The sequence below is a fragment of the Kribbella sp. NBC_00382 genome (assembly GCF_036067295.1).
Lineage (GTDB): Bacteria > Actinomycetota > Actinomycetes > Propionibacteriales > Kribbellaceae > Kribbella.
Window position 1 is genome coordinate 4,226,511 of the sequence record NZ_CP107954.1, and the last position, 22,165, is coordinate 4,248,675.

General features: G+C 66.9%; 11 protein-coding genes. 3 read left to right on the forward strand and 8 right to left on the reverse strand.

Annotated elements, in window-relative coordinates:
• Positions 1 to 71 precede the first annotated feature (71 nt).
• From OHA70_RS20560 to OHA70_RS20575, 4 genes are read right to left on the reverse strand one after another with little or no spacing between them, the layout of a single operon-like run.
• The gene (locus tag OHA70_RS20560; RefSeq protein WP_328334989.1) at positions 72 to 1,037 is read right to left on the reverse strand and encodes a winged helix-turn-helix transcriptional regulator; all 966 of its coding nucleotides are present in this window, start codon (positions 1,035 to 1,037) and stop codon (positions 72 to 74) included.
• Positions 1,034 to 2,062, reverse strand: a complete 1,029-nt coding sequence (locus tag OHA70_RS20565; RefSeq protein ID WP_328334991.1) for an enolase C-terminal domain-like protein — start codon at positions 2,060 to 2,062, stop codon at positions 1,034 to 1,036. The genes OHA70_RS20560 and OHA70_RS20565 overlap by 4 nt, the downstream gene beginning before the upstream one ends.
• Positions 2,059 to 2,781 (reverse strand): FadR/GntR family transcriptional regulator, encoded by a 723-nt coding sequence (locus OHA70_RS20570; protein ID WP_328334993.1) that lies wholly within the window; start codon positions 2,779 to 2,781, stop codon positions 2,059 to 2,061. Before OHA70_RS20570 ends, OHA70_RS20565 begins: the two co-directional genes overlap by 4 nt.
• Complete coding sequence (locus OHA70_RS20575) at positions 2,782 to 6,030, reverse strand: discoidin domain-containing protein (RefSeq protein WP_328334995.1); 3,249 nt, start codon at positions 6,028 to 6,030, stop codon at positions 2,782 to 2,784.
• Positions 6,031 to 6,199: 169 nt separating this feature from the next.
• Here OHA70_RS20575 and OHA70_RS20580 point away from each other — a divergent pair, with 169 nt between their 5' ends.
• Together OHA70_RS20580 and OHA70_RS20585 are read left to right on the forward strand one after the other, a co-directional pair.
• Positions 6,200 to 6,715, forward strand: a complete 516-nt coding sequence (locus OHA70_RS20580) for a SigE family RNA polymerase sigma factor (RefSeq protein ID WP_328334997.1) — start codon at positions 6,200 to 6,202, stop codon at positions 6,713 to 6,715.
• Entirely contained in the window at positions 6,712 to 7,938 is a 1,227-nt protein-coding gene (locus OHA70_RS20585) for a hypothetical protein (RefSeq protein ID WP_328335000.1), read from the forward strand. Before OHA70_RS20580 ends, OHA70_RS20585 begins: the two co-directional genes overlap by 4 nt.
• 4 nt (positions 7,939 to 7,942) lie before the next feature.
• Here OHA70_RS20585 and OHA70_RS20590 read toward each other — a convergent pair whose 3' ends face one another.
• The 3 genes from OHA70_RS20590 to OHA70_RS20600 form a co-directional block, all read right to left on the reverse strand.
• On the reverse strand, positions 7,943 to 9,616 hold the full coding sequence (locus OHA70_RS20590) for a glycoside hydrolase family 76 protein (protein WP_328335001.1): 1,674 nt from the start codon (positions 9,614 to 9,616) through the stop codon (positions 7,943 to 7,945).
• 143 nt (positions 9,617 to 9,759) lie between these two features.
• Positions 9,760 to 13,818 (reverse strand): AbfB domain-containing protein, encoded by a 4,059-nt coding sequence (locus OHA70_RS20595; RefSeq protein WP_328335003.1) that lies wholly within the window; start codon positions 13,816 to 13,818, stop codon positions 9,760 to 9,762.
• A 176-nt stretch (positions 13,819 to 13,994) separates the two neighbouring features.
• Positions 13,995 to 15,461, reverse strand: coding sequence for a glycoside hydrolase family 76 protein (locus tag OHA70_RS20600; protein ID WP_328335005.1), 1,467 nt, complete (start codon positions 15,459 to 15,461; stop codon positions 13,995 to 13,997).
• 110 nt (positions 15,462 to 15,571) lie between these two features.
• On the opposite strand from OHA70_RS20600, the gene OHA70_RS20605 reads away from it, so the two are divergent.
• Positions 15,572 to 20,044 (forward strand): glycoside hydrolase family 2 TIM barrel-domain containing protein, encoded by a 4,473-nt coding sequence (locus OHA70_RS20605; RefSeq protein WP_328335007.1) that lies wholly within the window; start codon positions 15,572 to 15,574, stop codon positions 20,042 to 20,044.
• Here OHA70_RS20605 and OHA70_RS20610 read toward each other — a convergent pair.
• The gene (locus OHA70_RS20610; RefSeq protein ID WP_328319994.1) at positions 20,034 to 21,860 is read right to left on the reverse strand and encodes a hypothetical protein; all 1,827 of its coding nucleotides are present in this window, start codon (positions 21,858 to 21,860) and stop codon (positions 20,034 to 20,036) included. The genes OHA70_RS20605 and OHA70_RS20610 overlap by 11 nt on opposite strands.
• Positions 21,861 to 22,165 lie beyond the last annotated feature (305 nt).

Below are 22,165 nucleotides of genomic sequence, written 5' to 3' on the forward strand. Positions count from 1 at the left end.
GTCAGAACATTTGGTACTACTTACTTTCGTGGCGCAAAGAAGCCACGACCAAGACGGTCAGATCCGGCGGGTCAGAGCCAACCGCGTTCGCGGGCCTGCCAGCCGAGCTGCAGCCGGGACCGCGAGTTGGTCTGCTCCATCAGCAGCTGGACCCGCCGCGCGACCGTTCGCCGGCTGATCCCGAGCCGTGCGCCGGCTGCATCATCGGTGAGCCCGGCGACCAGAAGTGACAGCAAGTGCCGATCCTCGCCGGACATCGCCGCCTCGGCGGTCAGCTCGTCCACCGCGGTCACCGACAACGGGCTGGCCCGCATCCACACCGTCTCGAAGAGCGCGACCAGCGCATCCAACAGGCTGCTCGGATGGACCAGCAGCGCCGCATCATGCGCTGAAGTCGTCCAGTCCAGCGGCAGCAGCGCTAGCTCCCGATCCGCGATCGCGAGCTTGGTCGGCACGGTGTCGGCGATCCGCGCCTGCTCACCCGCCTGCACATGAGTGACCGTGCTCGCGGACAGTAACCGGTCTTCCAGCGCCGTACTGTCGTAGATAACCCGATACGCAACCCCCGCAGCCTGGCGATCCAGCTGCGTCCGGTTCACCTCCGCCGAAGCAACATACGGCGCCGCGACCAGTCCCCGGAACTCCTTCTGCGCCGACAATTGCACCCGGTCGAAAGCCCAGCCCACCGCATCTTGGCCGGAGACGATCTCGATGAGCTCCTCGGTCCGCCTGCTCGTGGGTTTCCGGTACGCCTCGGCCGCCAGCCGTTGAGCCGCCTCCCGGGTCCGGATCAGCTCCTGCTCCTGCTGCCGGATGAACTGCTCGACGGCCAGATCCGGCGGTACCGCGACGACCAGCTCCTGCGGCGGCGGAGTCCGGTGCACGAACCCCTCACGCTGCAGCGCCGCGATAGCGCGGCGTACCTGGGGAACGCTCAGCCCGACGCGTTCGGCGAGCTGGGGGACGGATGCGCTGCCCTGCCGGACCAGTGCGAGATAGGTCGCTTCCTTGGTCTCCGGCAGGCCAACGGGCTTCATGACAATCCCGGTGCCGTCGATGCGTGGATCAGTCCGTCCGCGTCGACGGACGGATCGGTGATGATCGGATTGCCCCAGACCAGCGCCTCGTAGTACGTGGTGTTGGGAATCGTCATGCAGAGATGCTGATTGGGCACGCCCATACCATGCACCTCGGCGCGCAGCCCGAAACTCTCGGCCAGGTGGGCGATCCGCAGGGCGCCGGTGATCCCGCCCTTCAGACTGGCCGACGTCCGTACGTACGTCGCGGCCCCCGCCTGGATGAAGTCGGCGGTGTTGAAATGGGCGCCGTCACTGGTCTCGCCGACGAGCAGGGGTATGTCCACCCGCTCGGCCAGCCAGCGGTGGCTGGTGATGTTGAACTCGCGCATGGGCTCTTCGTACCACCGGAAGTCCAGCTCCGACAGCACTTTTCCCAGCCGGATCGCGTCCGGCAGGTCGAAACCGGCCGATCCGTCGTACATCAGCTCGACGTCGTCGCCGACATGTTCACGCAGTCGCTGAGCCAGCCGCGCATCCCGGACGACGTCACCCCAGGCGTGCAGCTTGATCGCCTTGAAGCCGCGCTCGAGGCACTGGTCGGCGATGTCGAGGTACTCCTCTATCGACCCGTACGTCACGGTCGACGCGTACGCGGGCAGCGAGGTCCGGTACGTCCCGGCCAGCGCGTGCACCGGCAACCCGGCGACCTGCCCGGCGATGTCCCACAGCGCGATGTCGACGAGTCCCAGAAAGTACAGCGGGAACTCCTCGATCCGGTCGAGCTCCCAGATCCGGTGCCACAACCACTCACGGTGCATCGCGTCCTGACCGATCAGCTCGTCACGCACCCGGCGGTTCACCAGATCGGCGGCGATCACGCCACGCGGAGTCGAGGCTCGGCCGACCACGCCATCACTCGTCGTGATCATCAGTACGCCGCCCTGCAGCGCCGGCTCCGACCCGGGCAACCCATCACGCCACCGGAACGGATGCATAGCCGGTACTTCGACCAGCTCGACCTCAACGCGATCGATCAAACTCACAGGGGTCCCTTCAGCCGGTCGCGGATGCGCTGCTCGAACTGGGCCTGGGTGGTGTCGATGTGCTGGATCATCGCCGTCGAGGCCTTGTCGGGGTCGCCGGCCGCGATCGCTTCCGCGATGTGGACGTGTTGCTGCGCCGCGACCTCGAGCGAGCCGGGCAGCCCGCCCGCGAACAGCAGCCGGTCGGACTGCTCCTTGAAGTCGCGCAACTTCGAGACCGCGGCCTGCAGGAACACGTTGCCCGAGGCCTCGGCGACGGCGTCGTGGAAGGTCCGGTCGTACTGCCGGAACAACTCGTGATCCTGGCGCGCGGCGACCGACGCCTCCGCCGCCGTGCGGATCGCGTGCACCTGGGCCGGCCGGGCCGATGTCGCCGCCAGCCGGGCCGACTCGGCCTCGATCAGCCGCCGATGGTCGAACAGCATCGCGACGTGCTGCAGATCGGTCGGCCTGAAGTAGCCGACCTGGTCGTCGGCCTGCTGGTTGGTGGGGACGGACACGAAGATGCCCGCACCCCGCCGGGTCTGCAGCCGGCCGACGGCCGCGAGAACCTTGATCGCCTCGCGCGTCACCGAGCGGCCGGTACCGAGCAGCTCGGCCAGCGCCTTCTCGGTCGGCATCCGGTCGCCGGGCCGCAGGCCCTGCTCCGCGATGTACGTGACGAGCTGCTCGGCGACGAGTTCGTAGCCGGGACGATAGGGATCAAGGTTCTCGGGCATTCAGAAACCGCCGTAGATCTGGAGTTCGTAGATGCTGCCGCCGTTGAAGTTGGAGCCGGTGACGGTCAGCCTGACATACCGCGCCGACACCGAGGTGGTCCGGATCGACGGGTTGCGCCGCACACTCGTCGCGACGGCGGTGTGGTCGTCGAACATTGACCAATTCGTACCGTCGAGCGAGTACTCCAGCTTGTACTTGTATCCGCTCGGCAGCTCGAAGTTGGTGACGATGCTCTTCACCGCGGTCGGCGTACCCAGATCGACCTGGATCCAGGACGGGTCGGGCAGGCCGAGGCCCTGAGCCCAGCGGGTGGTGAGGTCGCCGTCGACGGCCAGCGCCGGGACGTTCGGTTCGGAGTACGACGAGACCGTGACCGGCTTGCCGACCGCGAGCCCTGCCTCGGCCGGAGTCGTGATCGTCGTCGCCGGGCTCTGCGGCGAGGCGTTGAGGTTCACGTCGCGGGCGACGACCGTGTAGCTATGCGTGGTGCCCGCTGTCAGGTTGTCGACGCGCAGTTGGTTCAGCGGGGTCGTGGCGATCCGCTGACCGTCTTGGTAGACGACGTAGCTGGTCACCCCGACATTGTCCGTGCCGGTCGGCCAGCTGAGGTCGACCGTCGTGGGCAGCAGGACGTTCACGGTCGGCTTCGGGAGTACTGCGGGAGGCTGGTGGTCGTCGGTGACCGTGGCCGGCTTCCCGTAGACCGTGAGCTCGTAGATGCTGCCACCGTTGAAGTTGGAGCCGACGACGGTCAGCCGCACGTACCGGCCGCGGACCTGAGCTGCCGAGTAGTTGTCCGACTGGGTGGTCGCGGTCGAGGTGTGGTCCTCGAACATCGTCCAGTCGTCACCGTCGGGGGAGGCCTCCACCTTGTACCGGTAGCCGTTGGACAGCTCGAAGTTGGTGATCACGCCGGTCAGGTCGTACTGCGCGCCGAGGTCGACCTGGATCCAGGACGGGTCGGGCAGCCCGAGGCCCTGGGCCCACCGGGTCGACAGCTTGCCGTCGACGGCCAGGGCGGGGAGGTTCGGTTCGGAGTACGAGGAGACCGTGACCGGCTTGTTGAGGGCGAGGTTCACGCCGGCCGGCATCGTCGCCGTCACGGTCTGGCTCTTGCCCGATTCGTTGCCGACGGCATCGCGGGCGGTGATGACGAAGGTGTAGTTGCTGCCCGAGACGAGGCCGGTGATCCTTGCCGTCGGCTCCTTCGAGGCGCTCACCAGTTGGCCGTTGACGTAGATCGAGTAGCCGGTCACGCCGACCGCGTCCGTCGAGGCGGGCCAGCTGAGGTCCGCGATCGTCGGGAAAGCGGGGTTCACGAGTGGCTTGCCGGGCTTGGTGGGCGCGACGCGGTCGGTCGGTGCGGGTTGCGGGTCGAGGTACTTGTACGCGGGCTCGAGGCCGGCGTTGTCGACGATCGACGCCGGTAGTTGCTCACAGCCCGCGACGACGGTGTTGTTGGCGATCGTCGAGTCGGTGCTGTTCGCCTGGGTTGCGGACCGGGGCTGGCTGGTGAAGTTGCGCTGGGCATCGATATTCATGCCGTGGTTGAGGAACAGCCAGAGCGCATCGACGTTGCAGAAGGCGTTGCCGGTCGTGGTGAAGTACCGGCTGCCCTCATCGTGGTAGATCGCGCCGTACGCCGGGCCGGGGGTGTTCTTGATGTAGTTGCCCGAGACAACGCTGTCCGGTTGCATCCCGAGGGTGTAGATGGCGCCGCCGTCGGCCTGGTGCTTCATGATGTCGCTGATCGCGTTGTCGCGGATGAGGTTGTTCTTCGACGTGGTCGGGGTGTCGTAGATCGGGATGCCGAAGTTGCCCGGGTAGTTGGTGTCGCCGCCGACGTCGGTGTTGCCCCAGCCCCAGCCGACCGAGATCCCGGAGTACGGGAGGTCGTAGATCTTGTTGTGCTCGATCACGGTGTGCTCGGTGTAGCCGGCCAGGATCGCCAGCGAACCGCTGTAGTCGGCGGCCGCCTTGGTGATCAGGTTGTTGCTGACCAGGGTGTCCTTGGTGATTGCACGGGCGTCGGTGGGGTGGTGGTCGATGATGTCGGTGCCGCCGACCTGGATGCCGGTCGCGGCCACGTCGCGGACGATGTTGCCCTTGATCGTCGTACCTTGCGAGCCGGTGTTGAGGTTGAGCCCGACCGCGCCGAGATGGGTGAACGTGTTGCCGGTGAAGGAGATGTTCCGGCTGTAGCCGACGTTCACCGCGCCCGGCGTCTTCTCCCAGTACAGCCGGGAGGCGTCGAAGTCCCGCCAGCCCGTTCCGTTGATCCGGAAGCCGGCCTGGCCCTCGACCATGCCGTCGTCGCTGCTCGGGGCGAGCCAGGTGGAGTAGGAGAACGTGATCCCGTCGAACTGCACGTTCTGCACGGGATCGGTGATGGACCCGGTGACGTCTACCAGGTTCTGCACCAGGGGGACCACGACCATAGCGGTGGTAGGGCTCTGGCCGGGCTTGGGCAGGTAGTAGACGTCACCGGTGCTTTTGTCGAGGTACCACTCGCCGGGCGAGTCAAGTAGCTCGTAGGCGTTCTCGATCCAGGTCGGGTTCTGGATCTCCTGGCCTTCGTGGAGGTTCGCGTTGTAGTAGCAGGGCTGCTGCATCGTCACCGTCGTACCGACCGCCGACTGGACCGGGCAGCGGTAGTGCATCCAGCCCCAGCGGCTGTCGACCTCGATGTCGCCCTGGTTCTTGAAGTTGGCCAGGCTGCTGGTGGTGTCGGTGTAGCCGGTCGCGGTCTTGGACCAGCCGGGCGGGTTCTCCGGGCCGCGAGCGCGCTGCTGCCGTTCGCCGTTCACGTAGAACTGCCGGAAGTCGATCGAGCCGACGTGCGCCTTGTAGATGTTCTTGGCCGGGTCGGACAACGTCCAGCCGGTCACCAGCCGGCCGCCGTCGATCGTCACCGAAGTACCGGGCAGAGCCTGGTAGATCACCTTGTGCCCGTTCCGCCCGGAGTCCCGGCTGGTCAACCGGAACGTGTCCGTACGCCGGTAGTCGCCCGGCAGCAGGATGACCCGGATGTCGCCGCGCTGGTGCTTCGTCAGCTTGCGGACCTGATCGCGCGCCTGCTCGAGCGTGGCGAGCGGATGGCTTGCGCTGCCGTTCGCGCCCTTGGCGTGAGCGGCAGGAGCGACGTACAGGGTGGTCGGGCCGGTGGCCTCAGCGGGCGCGGCGAGGAGTGCGGTGGGGACCAGCAAGCCGGCGAAGGCAGCGAGCAGCCGGCGCGGAACGTTTGGCATTGGCGGGCCAATCGATCGGAGGATAAATCAGATCTATCGGCGCAAACTGTGGCACAGTCGGGCGGAATTGGGAAGATGAACCTGATTCATTCGTTCGGTTAGAGTCCTGACAACCGATCCCTGGACCGTTCCGTATTCATCGGTGACGGGATGAGCGAGGGGATGAGGGATGGCGAGAGCGACACGGGACGAGGAGTACAGCGAGTACGTCGCGCAGCGGCGGACGCAGCTGCGGCGGATCGCGTATCTGCTCTGCGGTGATGTCCACAAGGCCGAGGACCTGGTCCAGACGGCGCTGCTGAAGCTGTACGTCGCCTGGCCGCGGGTCCGGCGGGCTGGGAACGTCGACGCCTATGCGCGCCGGATCCTGGTCAACTCCGGGATCGACGAGAGCCGCCGGCCTTGGCGCCGCGAGGACTCGGGGCTGGACGGCATCGAGCAGTTGGCGACGGAGGACTTCGCCGTCGAGGATCGGCGGGTGCTGATCGAGGCCCTGGCCAGCCTGCCGATCGGCCAGCGGCAGGTGGTCGTCCTGCGGTACTTCGTCGGGCTGTCCGTCGAGGAGACCGCGGCCGATCTGCACTGCAAACCCGGCACGGTGAAGAGCCAGTGCTCCCGGGCCCTTGCCCGGCTCAACGACTTGCTGACCGCCCAGTTCAGGGTAGTGGGAGGAACCGACCGATGATCGACGAGAAGACACTGGCAGAACGGCTCGCGGATGCCGCGAGCGCGCAGGACAACCTGTTGCCCAGGGCATTGAATGACGACCTAGCGGCCGGCCACCGCCGGTTGCGACGGCACCGCGTGCTGACCGGTGGTGGCATCGTCGGCGGCGCGGCAGCCGTTGCGGTGCTGGCGATCGGGGTGAGCAGCTGGCTCACACCTAACGCCGAGCCGCTACCTGGCAGTCCGCAGGTCGCCGGTACGACCGCCCGGCCCAGCCCGCGTAGCAAGCCCAGCACGGTCCAGGTAGCGGCTCAGGATGCGGCCTTCAATAGGAAGATGCAGGGTTTGCTCGCCAAGCACTTCGACCCGGGGAGGAAGCACCTCACGTTCGAGTCCGGGCCCTTCGAGGTCAGCCGCGACCCGGGCCAGCACGGGACGACTGGCCGGGCCGGCTGGAAGATCGCCGGTCAGAAGGGCGAGGGAGTGCTGAAGGTCTCGCTGCTCGGGTCGGGCACCGGATCGCAGTGCGGCGAGTACGAGGACCTGTTGCCGAAGTGTCACAGCGTCCCGATGCCCGGCGGTGGAACGGCGACGATGGCCCGGCTGGGGGATCGCGCGGAGATCCAGTACCAGCAGCCTGACGGTGAAAGCGTCTTCGTGTCTGTCCAGCCGTTGTTCGGGAACAACTCGACGATCCCGGTCCACGGGATGGGGATCACCGACGCGCAGCTGAAGGCTTTCGTCGCGGACAGCGACTTGAACCTTCCGCCGCTGTCCGCTGAGGAGCAGGCTGTCGAGCAACAGTTGAAGGATGCTGCGCCCACGCTCGTCGACGTGACAAAGGTGGCGGGCCGGGGGTTGACCGGCGGCACCTTCGACACGGATCACGTCGAGGAGTTCGCGGGGAACTTCCTGGTCGCGATCGACTGGAAGAAGGCCTCGATCTCGGCGACAGTCGAGATCGGCGTCGACGCCAAGTTGATGGCCAGCAAGTGCCTGGAGCAGCTGTCGGTGCCCAGTTGCACGCCGCTGACCCTGCCGGACGGCAAGAAGGTCGAGTACCACGAGGGAGCCCGGTCCTACCAGGGCGGCCCGACGTACGTGATGGGCGCGACCTACGTCCAGCCGGACGGCGACCTCGCCTCGGTCCGGATTCTCTACCCGGGCACGAAGTTGCCGGCCGGAGCCGCCACCAAGGCTCAGGTGCTCGCCATGGTGACGGACTCGGCTCTCGACAAGTAGGGGTTCAGCTGGTGGCCGCCAGGATGCCGCCCAGTGCGCTGGCTTGAGTTCGCCAGTCGCGGGGGTTGGCACCCTGGCCGGCCCAGCGTTGGCCGAGGTGGTTGAGGGAGTCCCGGTCGGACTGCCAGATACTGTCGGACTGGTGCTGGGCATAGGTCCGGTACGACGTTGTGCCGGCCGCGTCGGCGAGATCCATCAGGTAGCGCATGAAGATGCCCTTGAACTGCTTCTGGTTGTCATCGCAGCTCCCCGAACCGACATCGCAGGTCTCGGTCAGGATCCCGTTCGGGCTCATCGCGGGTGAGGCGATCGCGGCATCGGCGAGCTGCTTCGCCGACGTCAGCAGAGCGGCGTTGCCGGTGGCTCGGTAGAGCTCCAGCGCACCGCCGATCGCCAGCCCCTGGTTGTACGTCCAGACCGTCTGGCCGTTGTTGCCGCAGGCATTGGTCAGGCCGTCGTTGACCAGGTTGGCGGAGTTGATCATCCCGCTGGCCTTGAACCAGTTCCAGCCGGTGGTTGCCCGCTGCAACCACGTGGTGTCGCCGGACAGCCGGTTGTGCAAGGCGGCGGTCATCCGGATGTACAGGCCGTTGGTGATCGCGTTCTTGTAGGTGCGTTCGCGATCCCACCAGACGCCGCCACCACAGGTGCTGGTGTCCCAGTAGCCCTGGACGTAGTTCGCGATCGTGACGGCCATGTCGAGGTACTTGCGGTCGCCGGTCACGTCGTACGCCTGGATCCAGGCGATCGCCCACCACTCGGTGTCGTCGATCGCCCGGCTGATGAAGTTGCCCTCGATCGCATCGCCGCTCTTCGTCCCGGCGGGGAAGACCCCCTTGTTGACGGTGAAGGTCCGATCGATGATCCATCGCAGGTCGGTCCGGCCCGTGCGCTTCTGGTAGTCCATGAGGGTGGTCACCGCGACCGCCGAGTTCCACCAGCTCGACTGCCACCACGCCAGATCGGGGCGGTAGTCGTACATCAGCGCGTCGGCGGCTGCACCGGCGCGGTCGGATGCCGGCCTGGCCCACGCAGTACAGGCTCCGTTGGACCCTTCTACTGCACGACCACAGGCCCGTACTGCGCCGCCGTACAGCTTGGACTTCGGATCCTTCGTTGCGTACAAAGCGGTCTTGGTCGCGGTCGCGCCGGCAGGTGTGCTGATGCGGCCGAGGGAGGAGCCACCTGGCCAGGAGGCGCCTTGGTTCCAGGAGCGGTCGAGCCAGACCTCGTCGTCGGGGTTGCCGGTGTCGATGGTCGCCCAGGCCATGCCGCGATTGTCCACGTGCAAGGCGATCCGGCGGTTCGAGAGAGTGGCCGACGGAACTGGCTGGTTGTCGCCGACCGGACCAGTTGCGCCATCGCAGGCCGCATCGCAGACCTTGAGATGTGCCCATTCGGTGCAGGCGACTCCGTTGGCATCACCGCAGGCGCGGATCATCCCGCGTCGATGGCCAACGGGATCGGACTGGTTGTACATCAAGGTGCGGGTGCCGGTCCACGCCGACGGGATCGTTGCCTTGCCCAACAAACCGTCCCAGGTCGCGCCGCCGTCCCAGCTCCGGTCGAGCCAGACGGCGTTGCCGGTGGTCCCGTTGTCGATGCTGGCCCAGCCCATCGCATCCTTGTCCGACACGTGCAGGACGATCCGGCGTCCGTTGATGACCTTCTCCGCCACCGGGAAGGTCTCTTCTTGAGCCTGTGAGGGATCCAAGGTGTCGCAGGCGACGGAGCAGACTTGTGCGGCTTCCACCTTCGCCTCAGCGGCTGGCGCAGGGAGTAGTACTGCTAATAAGACCGCCGCCAGAACGATCCTCATCATCAGCCTCCGAGCCCGGCCGTGTCGGCCCAGGTGGTGTCCGCGTCGTAGCTGCCCGCGCCGTCCCACGGATTGGCGCCTCCGGCAACGGCTATGTAGACCAGCTCGTTCGCGTGCCGCACGTAGTGGGTCGGGTAGTTGAAGGACTGCAGAGACACGTTCCCGGTACCACCGGCGCGCGGCGGCTGGGCGCAGAACGTCGCGTCCTTGGCGTAGGTGGAGGTGCCGTCGTTCGGATCCTTGTACAGCCGATAACCCCGATGCCGCAGGAACTGCCCCGGGAAGTTGCGCGACTCGAGTGAGTAGCAACTGCTCTCGGCCAACCCCGCGCGGATGATGAAGCTCGCGTCCTGCCGGGCTTGAAGGGGTGAGGCGGCATCGATCACGTCCGTGCGGGCAGCGCCGTCCTGATGCCGCAGGTACCGGTTCGTGTAGCCGGCGGTGGTCACCCGGAACGAGCGAGTCTGCCCTTCGGCCAGATCCGCACCACTGCGCCACCAGCCCGGTACTACGTTCCACGTCGCGTCCTCGCGGAAGGAGCCGCCGGTGTCGCTGTCGAGCCAGACCTCTGCGTTGCGATGGCGGAGGTAGTACCCGGGCAGGTTCTTGGACTCGAGGGACGTACCTCCGCCGCTGAGTCCTTCGCGGGCGCAGAAGGTCGCGTCGGCGTTGAAGCTGCCGCCGGTACTGGCCTCCTTCTGGATGCGGTAGTTGAAGTGGCGGAGGTACTGGCCGGGGAAGTTGCGCGACTCGAAGGAGTAGCAGGCGGCATCGGCGAGGCCCGGGCGGACCCAGAACGTGCTGTCCTGCTTGAGTCCCTTGCTGCTTGCGGCGTTGACCACCTCGGTCGCGGCCAATCCGTTCGCGTGCCGGAGGTACCGGGTGGTGAGGCCGGTCGTCGTGACTTTCAGGGATGCGAGTTGGCCGGTGGGCAGCACGGTTCCCTTGGCCGCGGCGATCACCTTGAGGTTGACCTCGCGGACCTTGGCGAAGTCCATCTTGCGGACCTGGCGGTCGTAGGTGAAGAAGCCGTTGATCTCGTCCTCGACATCGGTCGGCTCGGTGTAGACGCTGCCGGACAGGCCCGAGCCGGTGATCAGGTCGGAGAGTTGGCTGGTGATCTGGACGTACCGGTTGGTGAGGGCTTCCGAGGTCGGCAGCATCTCGTAGGCGAAGGTGTTGCCGGTCGACCATTCGTGGCCGGGGACGTGGAGGCCCAGGCCGCCGTACTCGCCCAACTGGAGGACGCGCGTGGACGACGGGACTCTGGCGACCGCTGGGCCGACGTACATGTGGTCGTCGATGATGTCGCCGTTGCCGGGGTCGGGATCGGAGTCGCAGCAGTTCGAGCCGGAGTTGTGGTTGACCAGCCGGGTCGGGTCGAGGGACTTGACCAGGTCGGTGATCCTGCCTGCGTCGTACTCGCCCCAGCCCTCGTTGAACGGGATCCACTGGACGATCGAGGTGATGCCCTTGTGGTTGTCGATCATCCGGCGCAGCTCGGTCTCGTACCGGGCCTGGCCGGTGGCCGAGGCGTTGCGGCCGGCAACGAGTGCGGGCATGTCCTGCCAGACCATCAGGCCGAGCTTGTCGGCCCAGTAGAACCAGCGGGCCGACTCGACCTTGATGTGCTTGCGGACCATGTTGAAGCCGAGCGCCTTCTGCTGTTCCAGGTCGAACTTGAGTGCTTCATCGGTCGGAGCGGTGGAGAGGCCGTCGGGCCAGTAGCCCTGGTCGAGGGTGCCGAGCTGGAAGACGAACTTGCCGTTGAGGGTCGGGCGGAGGACGCCTCCGAGGGTGGCTTTGCCGACCGATCGCATCCCGAAGTACCCGCCGACTGTGTCACCGCTGGCGAGGGTGACCTTGAGGTCGTACAGGTAGGGATCGTCGGGGGACCAGAGTCTGGCATTGGGGACGGGGATGCGGAACTGGGTGCCGGTGGTGCCGGTCGCCTGACCGACGAGCTGGCCGTTCTGGAGGACTTGTGCGGTGACGCTCTGGCCGGCGGTGCCTTGGACGGTGAGGTCGAGGGCGCTGGCGGCGACGTTGGGGGTGGTGTCGAGGCGGGTGATTCTGGCGGCGTTGGTGGGCTCGAGCCAGGCGGTCTGCCAGATGCCTGAGGTCGGGGTGTACCAGATGCCGCCGCGGTTGAGGCGTTGCTTGCCGAGGGGGATGTCCTGGGCGTCGACGGGTGCCCAGACGCCGACGATGATCTCGTTCGATCCCGCTCGGAGGGCCGTGGTGATGTCGTAGGAGAAGGCGTCGTAGCCGCCTTCATGGGTGCCGAGGAGGGTGCCGTTGACCCAGACCTTGGATTGCCACATCACTGCACCGAAGTTGAGTTGCACGCGCTGGCCGGACCAGGCTTGCGGGACGGTGAAGGTGCGGCGGTAGTACATGCGCTCTTCGTGCCGCTCGATGCCTGAGAGGGCGGACTCGACGGGGTACGGGACGAGGACTTCTTCGGCGAGAGTGGTGCCGGTGGGTGGGTTGTCGAGGTTGGCGGTGGGTGCGAACTGCCAGATCCCGTTGAGGCTCTGCCATTGGGTGCGGGTCAGCTGGGGTCGCGGGTATTCCGGCAGCGGGTTGGTGGTGGAGACCTGATTCGACCAGGGCGTTGGCAGCCTCGGAGTCTTGGGCGCAAATTGTTGCTTGGGGACCGGTACGCCGGAAGCGACCTTGCCGAGGTTTTGCCAACCGCCGTGGCCGTCGCCACCTAGCCAGGAGTAGACCGTTGCGGCATTGGTTGCCGCGTCGGCGAGGATGTAGTCGGCGTTGCCGTCGCCGGTGAAGTCGGCGAAGGAGACGAGGTTGGAGGTTGTGGTCAGGCCGGTCGCGGTTTTGCCGAGGCCAAGCCAGCCGCCTCGGCCGTCGCCGCCTCGGTTCAGATAGGACTGCACGGAGCCGTCGGTCGCGATCGCGCTGTAGTCGGCGCGGGTGTCGCCGTCGAGGTCGGCGAAGCGCACCTTCGTGCGGTCGGTCGTCGTGCCGGTTGCCACCTGGCCGAGGGATGACCAGGTGTTGACGCCACGGTTGAGCCAGGCGGAGACTGTGCCGCTCGCCGCGATCGTCAGGTAGTCGGTCTTGCCGTCACCGTCGAAGTCCGCGAAACGCACAGACGCCTGGTCGGTCGTCACGCCGGCGGCGACCTGCCCGATCGCCGACCATCCGCCGTGGCCGTCGCCTCCACGGTTCAGCCAGGCCGATACTGATCCGTTGGTGTTGATGACGAGGTAGTCGGCCTTGCTGTCACCGTCGAAGTCGGCGAACCGGACCCGCGTCGCATCGGTCGTCGTGCCGGTCGCCACCTGCCCGAACACCGACCAGCCACCATGCCCGTCGCCACCCCGATTCAAGAACGCCTGTACTGCGCCGTTGCTCGCAACGGTCAGATAGTCCAGCCTCCCGTCCCCATCGAAGTCGGCCCACCGCACCTTGCCCGACCCACCCGCCTCATTACCCGCGTTGATGGCCGGCCTCGACGCGATCACTCCATCGGAGTAGGCGCGATCCAACGCCGGGTAGAACGCCTGCGCCATCCGCTGAAACCCTGCGTCGTTCGGATGCAACCCGTCGGCCATCTCGCTAGACGTGAGCGCGGGCGGATCGACGTACCGGGTCTTAGGTGCCGTCAGCATCGACTTGATCGAACTGTTGAAGGTGGCAACCTTCGCCTCGAGCCCGGGTGTGGTCGGTATCAGCCCAAGCACGATCACCGTCACGCCGGGCTTGTCGGCCACGATCCGGTCAACCAACGCCTTGAAGCGGATCGGTGCATTGGGCACGTCGACGTTGCGATTGAGATCGTTGATCCCCAGATGCAGCGTGACGACATCGGGCCGAGCCCCCGCCATCCACCCGTCGATCTCCGCCCGAACCTGGTCGATGATCCAACCGCTATGCCCCTCGTTGGACAGGTCGGCAAGATTCCCAGAAGCCTGCGACCCAACAAAGTTCACGTCATACCGCGACTGCCCGCTGATGAGCGCAGCCAGCGGCCGCCGATACGACGAGGAGGAAGGACTCCCAACACCCGCCGTTATCGAGTCGCCCAGTGGCATGACCCGGAGAGTCGGCCGCGCGGGTAGCGCAGCCGCAGGCACCGCCTGCATCACCAACCCAGAAGCCACCATCGCACCCGCAACCACAGCAACAACAGCTCGCCGCCCACGCCGGGCAGCCCCGCCTTCCCACCCCCGCCCCGCCGCCCGAAGGGCGGCGGCTCTCAGCGGCCGCCTCATGGCGTGGCATTCAGGAGGTCGAGGGCGGAGTGCTGGCGGGCGGCGTCCAGCTTGTCGACTGGGCCGTACCAGTGGAGGCCGTACTGGTCCATTGGGGTTCGGTTGGTGGCGAAGGCCCGGTCGGCTTGCCGCCGTAGGTAGTTGGTGTACGGGTGGTCTGACAGTGCAGCGTTCAACTTGCCGAGGCCGCGTACGTGCGCGCCCTTGAACGACGGCCCGTCGCCACCGCAGTCACCCGACTCGCAAGGCTCGCGGAGGATGCCGTCGGCCGTGTTGAGGCCTGACGAGGTGGTGGCGGCGTCGGCGATTTGGCGGGCGGCGGTCAGGTACGAGGTGTTGCCGGAGGCGCGGGACAGTTCGGTGAGGGCTCCGAGGAGGACGCCCTGGTTGTAGGTCCAGGCGACGTCGCCGTTGTTCTTGCAGGTGGAGAGGTTGATGCCGTCGTTGACCAGGTGGGAGCTGTTGATCATTCCGGTCTGCTGGAACCAGGTCCAACCCGCCTGGGCTCGCTGCAAGTAGGTGCTGTCACCCGAGATGCGGTTGTGCAGCGCGGCGCTCAGCTGGATGTAGAGCGAGTTGGAGATCGCGTTCTTGTACGTCTTCGCCTCGCTCCACCACACCCCACCACCGCAGGTGTTGTCCCAGTACGCCGCCATGTGGTCCGCGTCGGCGCGTGCGGTCTGCAGGTACCGTGCGTCGCCCGTGTAGTCGTACGCAGCGATCCACGCGAGACCCCACCAGCCGGTGTCGTCGATGTAGTCGTTGCGGAACTGCCCCTCGGCCTTGTTGAGGTTCAGGTCGTACGTCCGCCCGATCGCATACCGGTAGCTGTTCATCCCGGACACCCGCGCGTTGTCGATGACAGCGGTCAGAGCGTTCGCCGCGTTCCACCAGCCAGTCGTGTCGAAGAGCCCGGTCGACCGGTTGTAGAACTGCATCTGCGCAGTCGCCGCCGCGGTCCGCCGGTCCCACGCGTTCCAGGTGGTCCGCGCCCACGGAGTACAGGCGATGTCGGCGCGGTCACCAGCCTTGCCGCAGACCCGTAGCGCGCCGACGCCTTCGTTGTTCCAGTCGTCCACGTTGAACATGAGCGTTCGCCAGCCGCTCTGTCCGCTCGGGATGGCGGTGTTGCCGAGCCGGCTACCACCGGACCAGGTGCGGCCGCCGTCCATCGAGCGGTCCAGCCAGACCTCGTCGCCGGGGCTGCCGTTCTCGATCGAGGCCCAGCCCATCGCGTCGTTGTCGTCGAAATGCAGCCGCAGTGTCCGACCGAAGATCGTCGCCGAGACCGGCGAGCGGTCGCCCGGGGAGAGGGCCGGGTCGCGGGCGTCGCAGTACTTGTTGCAGATGGTCGCGTTCGCCGACATCGTCACCGCCGGGGTGGAGGGTGCGGGAGCCGGCGGTGGGGCGCCGGCCGGGATGGAGATCGCTGTCAAGAGGACGGAAACGATTCCAATGATCATGAGTTCTCCCTGGGGCGGTAGGAAGAGAGCGTTTTCACGAAAGTAGACGCAGGCTGTGAGGTCGTCAATACTGCACGTGATCGAAACTAATCGAACTTTGAGGGAGTGCGATGTCCGCCCGTCGCCTGAACTTCATCGCTGCGCTCGCCCTGCTGTCGGGGGTGCTGATCGCTGTGCCGGGAACCGCCGGTGCGGCTGACGGCCCGACCGACGTCCATACCTATCTGGAGGATCCCGGCCGGGTCGCCGAAGGCCAGGTCGCGCCGCACAGCCGGCTCTGGCCGTACGCCGACGACGCGTCCGCAGTACGGGCCGAAGGGTCGCCATATGTGCGGTCGCTCGACGGCTCGTGGAAGTTCAAGCTCGTCGACAAGCCCGGTGATGTGCCGGCCGGATACCAGCTGCCGGGGTATGACGACTCCAGCTGGTCGACGGTGAACGTGCCGCACACCTGGCAGAGCGACTTCCTCGATCATCCGATGTTCCGCAACATCCCGGAAGAGGTCTGGCCGGACGCGCCGCCGAAGGTGCCTCGGGACGTGAACCCGACGGGTGCCTACCTCAAGACCTTCACCGTGCCCGCCGATGAGGCAGGGCGGCGCCAGCTGCTGCGGTTCGAGGGGGTGACGAGCGGCTACTTCGTCTGGGTCAACGGGAAGTACGTCGGCTACGACCAGGGCGGCTACAGCCCGGCGGAGTTCGACATCACGGACGTGGCTAAGACCGGGCGCAACCTGGTCGCAGTGCAGGTCCATCGGTGGGGCTCGGGGTCGTATCTCGAGGACTACGACCAATGGCGGTACGCCGGGATCTTCCGCGACGTCTTCTCGTACTCCGTGCCTTCGGCAAGGATCCAGGACGCCTATGTGACAACGGATCTGGACGCCTCCTACCAAGACGCCACGCTCTCCGTCGATGCCGAGTTGGCGGGCGCGGCCCCTGGCTCAGTGCTGACCGCGACGCTTCGTGATCCAGCGGGCAAGGTCGTCACGACGTTGAGCGGCGGCCCGAAGCTCAGCGGGGTCGTGCACGATCCGGCGAAGTGGTCGGACGAGACACCGACGCTCTACAGCCTCGTGCTCAGTCTCGCCGACCCGTCCGGCACCGTCGTGCACCGGACCAGCCAGAAGATCGGCTTCCGCGAGATCGAGGTGCGCGACAAACAGATCCTCCTGAACGGCAAGCGCATCCTGTTCCGCGGCGTGAACCGCTCCGAGACCGACCCGAAGACCGGCCGGCACATCACCCACGAGGCGATGGAGAAGGACGTCCGGCTGATGAAGCAACTGCACATCAACGCCGTCCGTACTTCGCACTACGAGAGCGACCCGTACTGGTACGAACTCGCCGACAAGTACGGCCTGCTGATCGACGACGAGGTGGACATCGAGACGCATGCGCACGAGTCCTGCCCGTCGGTCTGCCTGGCCAGCAAGCCCGAGTGGCAGGCGGCGTACCACGACCGGTTCGTGGCGATGGTCGAGCGCGACAAGAACCACCCGAGCGTCGTCTTCTGGGACACCGGCAACGAAGCAGGTCTGGGGACCGCGCACTATGCGATGGCGGAGTGGGCCGATCAGAACGAGCCGACCCGGTTGCTCTACCACCAATCCAACTCGCCCGACGGCGATGCCCCGTACGCCGATGTCGCGGGTCCGCGCTATCCGACGCCCGCATCGCTGGAGAACAAGGCGAAGACGTTCACCAAGCCGATCGTGATGGGCGAGTATGCCCATGCCATGGGCAACGGTCTCGGCAACTTCGACCAGTTCTGGGCGCTGGCCCGCAAGTACCCGTCGATGCAGGGCGGCTTCATCTGGGACTGGGCCGAGCAGAACCTCGAGCAACCGCTGCTCACCACGCCGGACTCGTCGCCTGGCAAGGTCCAGGCGTTCTTCGTCGGCAAGCCGTCGCTGACCGAGGGGCATGCAGGCAAGGGCGTCGACCTGTCCAGCCTGGACGACTTCGTCGATGTCTTCCGCTCGCGGTCGCTGGACGTCCCCGGGCCGTTGACCCTTGACGCATGGGTGAAGCCGGGGTCCTGGACCGGCTCGATGCCGATCCTGACCAAGGGGCAGCAGTACGCGCTCCAGCAGCCGAACGCGACCACGCTGGAGTTCCGGGTCACCTTGAACGGCCAGCAGAAGGTGGTCACCGCCCCGACGCCCGCGGGCTGGATCGGTAGTTGGCACCGGGTCACCGGCACGTACGACGGTGCCGCGCTGACCCTGTACGTCGATGGTTTGCCGGTCAAGTCGACGCCGGCCACCGGCACGATCGAGCCGGGCCTGTGGGAGGTGAATGTCGGCCGCAACGCGCAGACCCAGCAGGACCAGGTCGGCAGCCGGATCGCGCATGGCGTCTTCGATCAGGTGCGGATCCTGCGGCGCGCGCTGACTGCTTCGGAGATCGCGGCTGGGGTCTCGTCGCTGGACGATGCTGTGCTTGCCTTGGACTTCGAGAACACTGTCAACGCAGGACGATTCCAGAGTCTTGGCATCAGCTTGAGTGGCACCGATGGTTTGGTCGGCACTGATCGCTATCTGCAGCCCGAGACGGTCGAGATGGCCTGGGCACAGTCGCCGCTGCGGTTCTCGTCGAGTGCGCCTGGAGTGGTGACATTGCGGAACGAGCAGCAGTTCGCGCCGCTCACCTTCGACCTGCGGTGGGCTGTCCGACAGGCCGGCACCATCGTTCGTGAGGGAACACTGCCGGTCACCTTGCCGCCGGACAGTTCGCGCACTGTTGAGTTGCCGGTAGCCGCGGACAATCCGCGCTCGCTGGAGCGGTTCCTGGATCTGGATGCCGTGAGCGACGGTACTGCGGTGCAGCACGACCAGTTCCGGATCGGCGGCACGGTGGTGACCGGGGTCGGCGACAAACCCGCTGCGGGCAAGCCGGCAGTGGTGACCCAAGGCAATCGAGTCATTGTCTCGGGCAAGGACTTCACCTACACCTTCGCCGCGGGCAAACTGATCTCTCTGGTTGCCCGAGGCAAGGAATTGCTGAAGCGCGGCCCGGAGCTGGACGTCTGGCGCCCGCCGACCTCGAACGAGACCTACGACTGGGGAACCGCCGATCGTCAGGTCTGGAACGCGCTCGGCATGGATCGCCTCCAACTGACAGCTGGTGCAGCCGGGGTCACGACGCTCCCGGACGGCCGTATCCAGGTGACGGCGCCAAGTGTCGCGGCGGCGCCCGGACATGCTGCTGAGCTGTCGTTCGAGCAGATGATGACGTACACGATCGACGCCGCCGGAGCGATCACCCTGGCCCACCAGGTGACCCCACACGGCACCAAGCTCACCGACCTGCCCTACCTGCCGCGGGTGGGCTTCTCACTCCAACTGCCGGAGACGCTGGGGAAGTTCGCGTACTACGGTCGCGGCCCGGAGGAGAGCTACAACGACAGGGCCGCAGGCACTCGCATCGGCGTCTACCGGAGCACGGTGGACGAGCAGTACGTCCGGTACTCGCGTCCGCAGGCCTATGGCAACCACACCGACACCCGCTGGACGAGTCTCACCGACAGCAGCAACGGCGTACTGGTCGCGGCTTCGAAGGGTGACTCGCTCGACGTCAGCGTGACGCCGTACGACCGGCTGGACCTGGCGGAGTACGACTTCCAGAAGCAACTGGTGCGCAACCGCGGCTGGGTGACACTGCATGTCGGGGATGCCGAGACGGGGATGGGTGAGACGCCCAACAGCGTCCAGGCGCCGTACCGGATCGATCCGACCCAGCCACGCTCGTACTCCGTAACGCTGCGGCCGCTGTCTGCCGCAGAGGCCGTAACGGGAGCACCGGCGATCACTGGCCCGGCCGCTTGCGATCCGACGACCGCGGTGAAGCCGCAGGGAGAGGCGAAGCAGGGTGAGCCGCAGACCGTCGCTGTGACCGTCACTGGCGAATGCGCCGAGCCAGTGGTCGGTACTGCGGTGAAGCTGGCAGTGCCGAGTGGCTGGAGCGTCGAGCCTGCTGCGGTGTCGCTGGGTGACGTAGTGGCCGGGCAGACGAAGACGGCGTCGTTTGTAGTGACTCCACCGGTCACGGCCGGCTTCGGCAGCTACGACTATGTCGCCACGACTAGCTTTGAGGGCGGCTCCGTTGCTGCGACGGCTCGTGTCGACCTGCCGCTGGCTCCTGGGCAACGCTGGGCCAGCGACCTCCCGTACGTCGGTACGCCCACCAACGGGTGGGGACCGGTTGAGCGGGACACCAGTAATGGTGAGGACGTCGGCGGCGACGGTGGACCGCTGCGGATCGGTACGAACGGGTATGCCAAGGGGTTCGGCGCTCACGCCAACTCGGTGATCACGCTGGACGTGCCGGCTGGGTGTACCCGGTTCGATGCCACCGTCGGCCTTGATGCCGAGGTAGGCGGGTCGGGGAGCGTCAGCTTCGAGGTGCGGGGCGACGGCGTAGTACTGGCGTCGACTCCGCGGCTGGCGGGTGGTGGCAACGGGGTGGCGTTGACTGCTGACTTGGCTGGGCGCTCGCAACTGCAGTTGATCGTCAGCGATGCGGGAGACGGCAACGGCTCCGATCACGCGGACTGGGCGGGTGCTCGGCTTACTTGTTGAGGGGAGTGAGGGTGGCGCCCGTGGTCAGGTGTGCGGTGAGGCGGCCGCGGGCGCTCGTCGATGGCTGGGCGACCAGGTTTCCCTTGTAGGCATGGCCGTTGAGGGAGATGTGGTCGACGCGGCGGCTGCCTGCGGCCAGTAGGTAGTGGCTGCCGGTCGGTGCCTTCCAGTAGGCAGAGGCCAAGACGTTCTGGTCGAAACGGCTGCAGGCTGCTGTGTCGACCGCCTTGCCTGCTTGGAGCGGTGAAGTGCCGGGGGCCAGCAGCTCGGCGCTGGCCCAGCCGTTGCCGCTCCAGGTGTCCGAGCGAGTGCAGACCCAGCTACCGAGGCTGCCTCCCGGTAGTGGTTGCTCGGCGAAGATCCAGTTGTTGGCAGAGCGGACTCCCTGGCCCTGCAGGGCTTGCAGGCCGCAGGCGGTCTTGGCCCAGCTCAGTAGAGCAGCACTGCTGGTCGCCTCACGAGGGGAGCGGGCGGTGCCGCTCGACGGTGGCGGCATGTAGGTCAGGTGTACCGGGCTCAGGCCGCCTAGGTACGTCAGGAGGAAGGCGTGCTTCTCCGCGACGGTTGAGGCCGACCGGAGTTGCAGTGTCGGCCAGGAAGCGCAGGTGGGTCGGCCGATCTCGGCAGTGACGCCGTTGACTCGGGAGAGGTCGGCTGCTGGTGTATTGGGCTTCACCAGGTTGCGCAGGGTGGCGGTGGCGATCCAGGGGGCGGTGAGGAAGCGGACGCCCTTGGCCGACTCGCTGATGACGACGGCTGCGGCTGTGGTCACGTCTGCGTCGTCGGCTCTCGCGACGACGAGTCCGGCGCCGTCGGTGTAGCGGGCTAGACGCTGGCCGTCGTACAGGAGGACTACTGGCTTGTTGTCTACGGTGCCGGAGTACAGGAGTTGTGGGGACTGGATGGGGGCGGCGGTCGGCGTACCGGCTACTGCAGTCACACCGGAGCCGATGGACCAGGCGTGCAGGGCCTTGGTCAGGAGGGCCTTGTCGGTGAGGCGGTCTCCGCGTGGTGCCCAGGCTGTGAAGTCGACGCGGGCGGTGTCCTGCCACTTGTTGGCTGGGGTGCGTTGCAGGGTGTCCGCTGTCAGCTTGGGGGCAAGCATTAACTGGGCCTGTGGGGCTGCTGTTTGTTGCTCTTCGCCAGCTGTGGCCAGGAGGGAGATGAGGATCGCGGCGGCGAGTACTGCGGTGACAGTGATCGCCACTGCGCGGCCGCTGGCCTTGCGGCGCGTCAGGTCGGTCGGTGCCAGCTGGACGGCGCAGGGGTCGGACGCGGAGACGTCCAGGGGCTCGTCGGCGGTGACCTCCTCGAGCAGTGCGGCTTCGTTGACCGCTGCTTGGGGGTGCTGGATGCCGATGGCTCGCAGTTGGAGCTCGGCCTCGTCTACGGAGAGTTGCTCCGCGCGTACGAGGGCCCAGGCGGCCCGGGCCTGCGGGCTGAGAGTGCTCAGGGCCTGGTCGAGGGCCAGGTTGTCCACGGCGCCGAGGCGGGGGAAGAGGCGGAGGCCCCAGACCTGGGGGAGCCAGCGGAGCGGAGTACGGGAGGAGGCCTGTCTGATGGCGTCCTGGAGGACGCGGCGACGGAGGAAGTCGGCGGCGTCGGTCTCGCCGGCCAGCTGCCGCTGGAGGCGACGGCGGTCGGGCAGTGCGCGCTGGACGATGCTGTGCGCGATCAGGATGCGGCGGTGACGGCCGAGCGACGGCGGCAGGATCAGGTACGCGAGGCGGACGAAGGACGGGTAGCCCTCCAGCAATGCCGCCTCGACCTCGGTCGGGCTGACGGTCCTGCGATCGGGCAAGACGGTGACGTCCACGCTGCTCCTCGAATCGGTGCTCGCTCCCACCGAGGAACCAACGAGCGACCGCGCCGCCAGTCACACCTCCGCCTGAGACAACATTGCGATCGCTTCCTGACAACTCCCTGACATCGTCTTCATAGGTTGCGAGGCAGGATCACAGCGGTCATGGACAGGAAGGTCTGAAACGTTGCGCGCTCGCAGCTCGGCGGTCATCGGCGTGGTCGCCGTCGCGGTGAGTCTCGCGGTTTCGGCTCCGTTCGTGGGCTCGGCGGCCGGCTCGGCACTGAGGGGTACCGAGCCGGCCGCTTCCGGACCCGCTG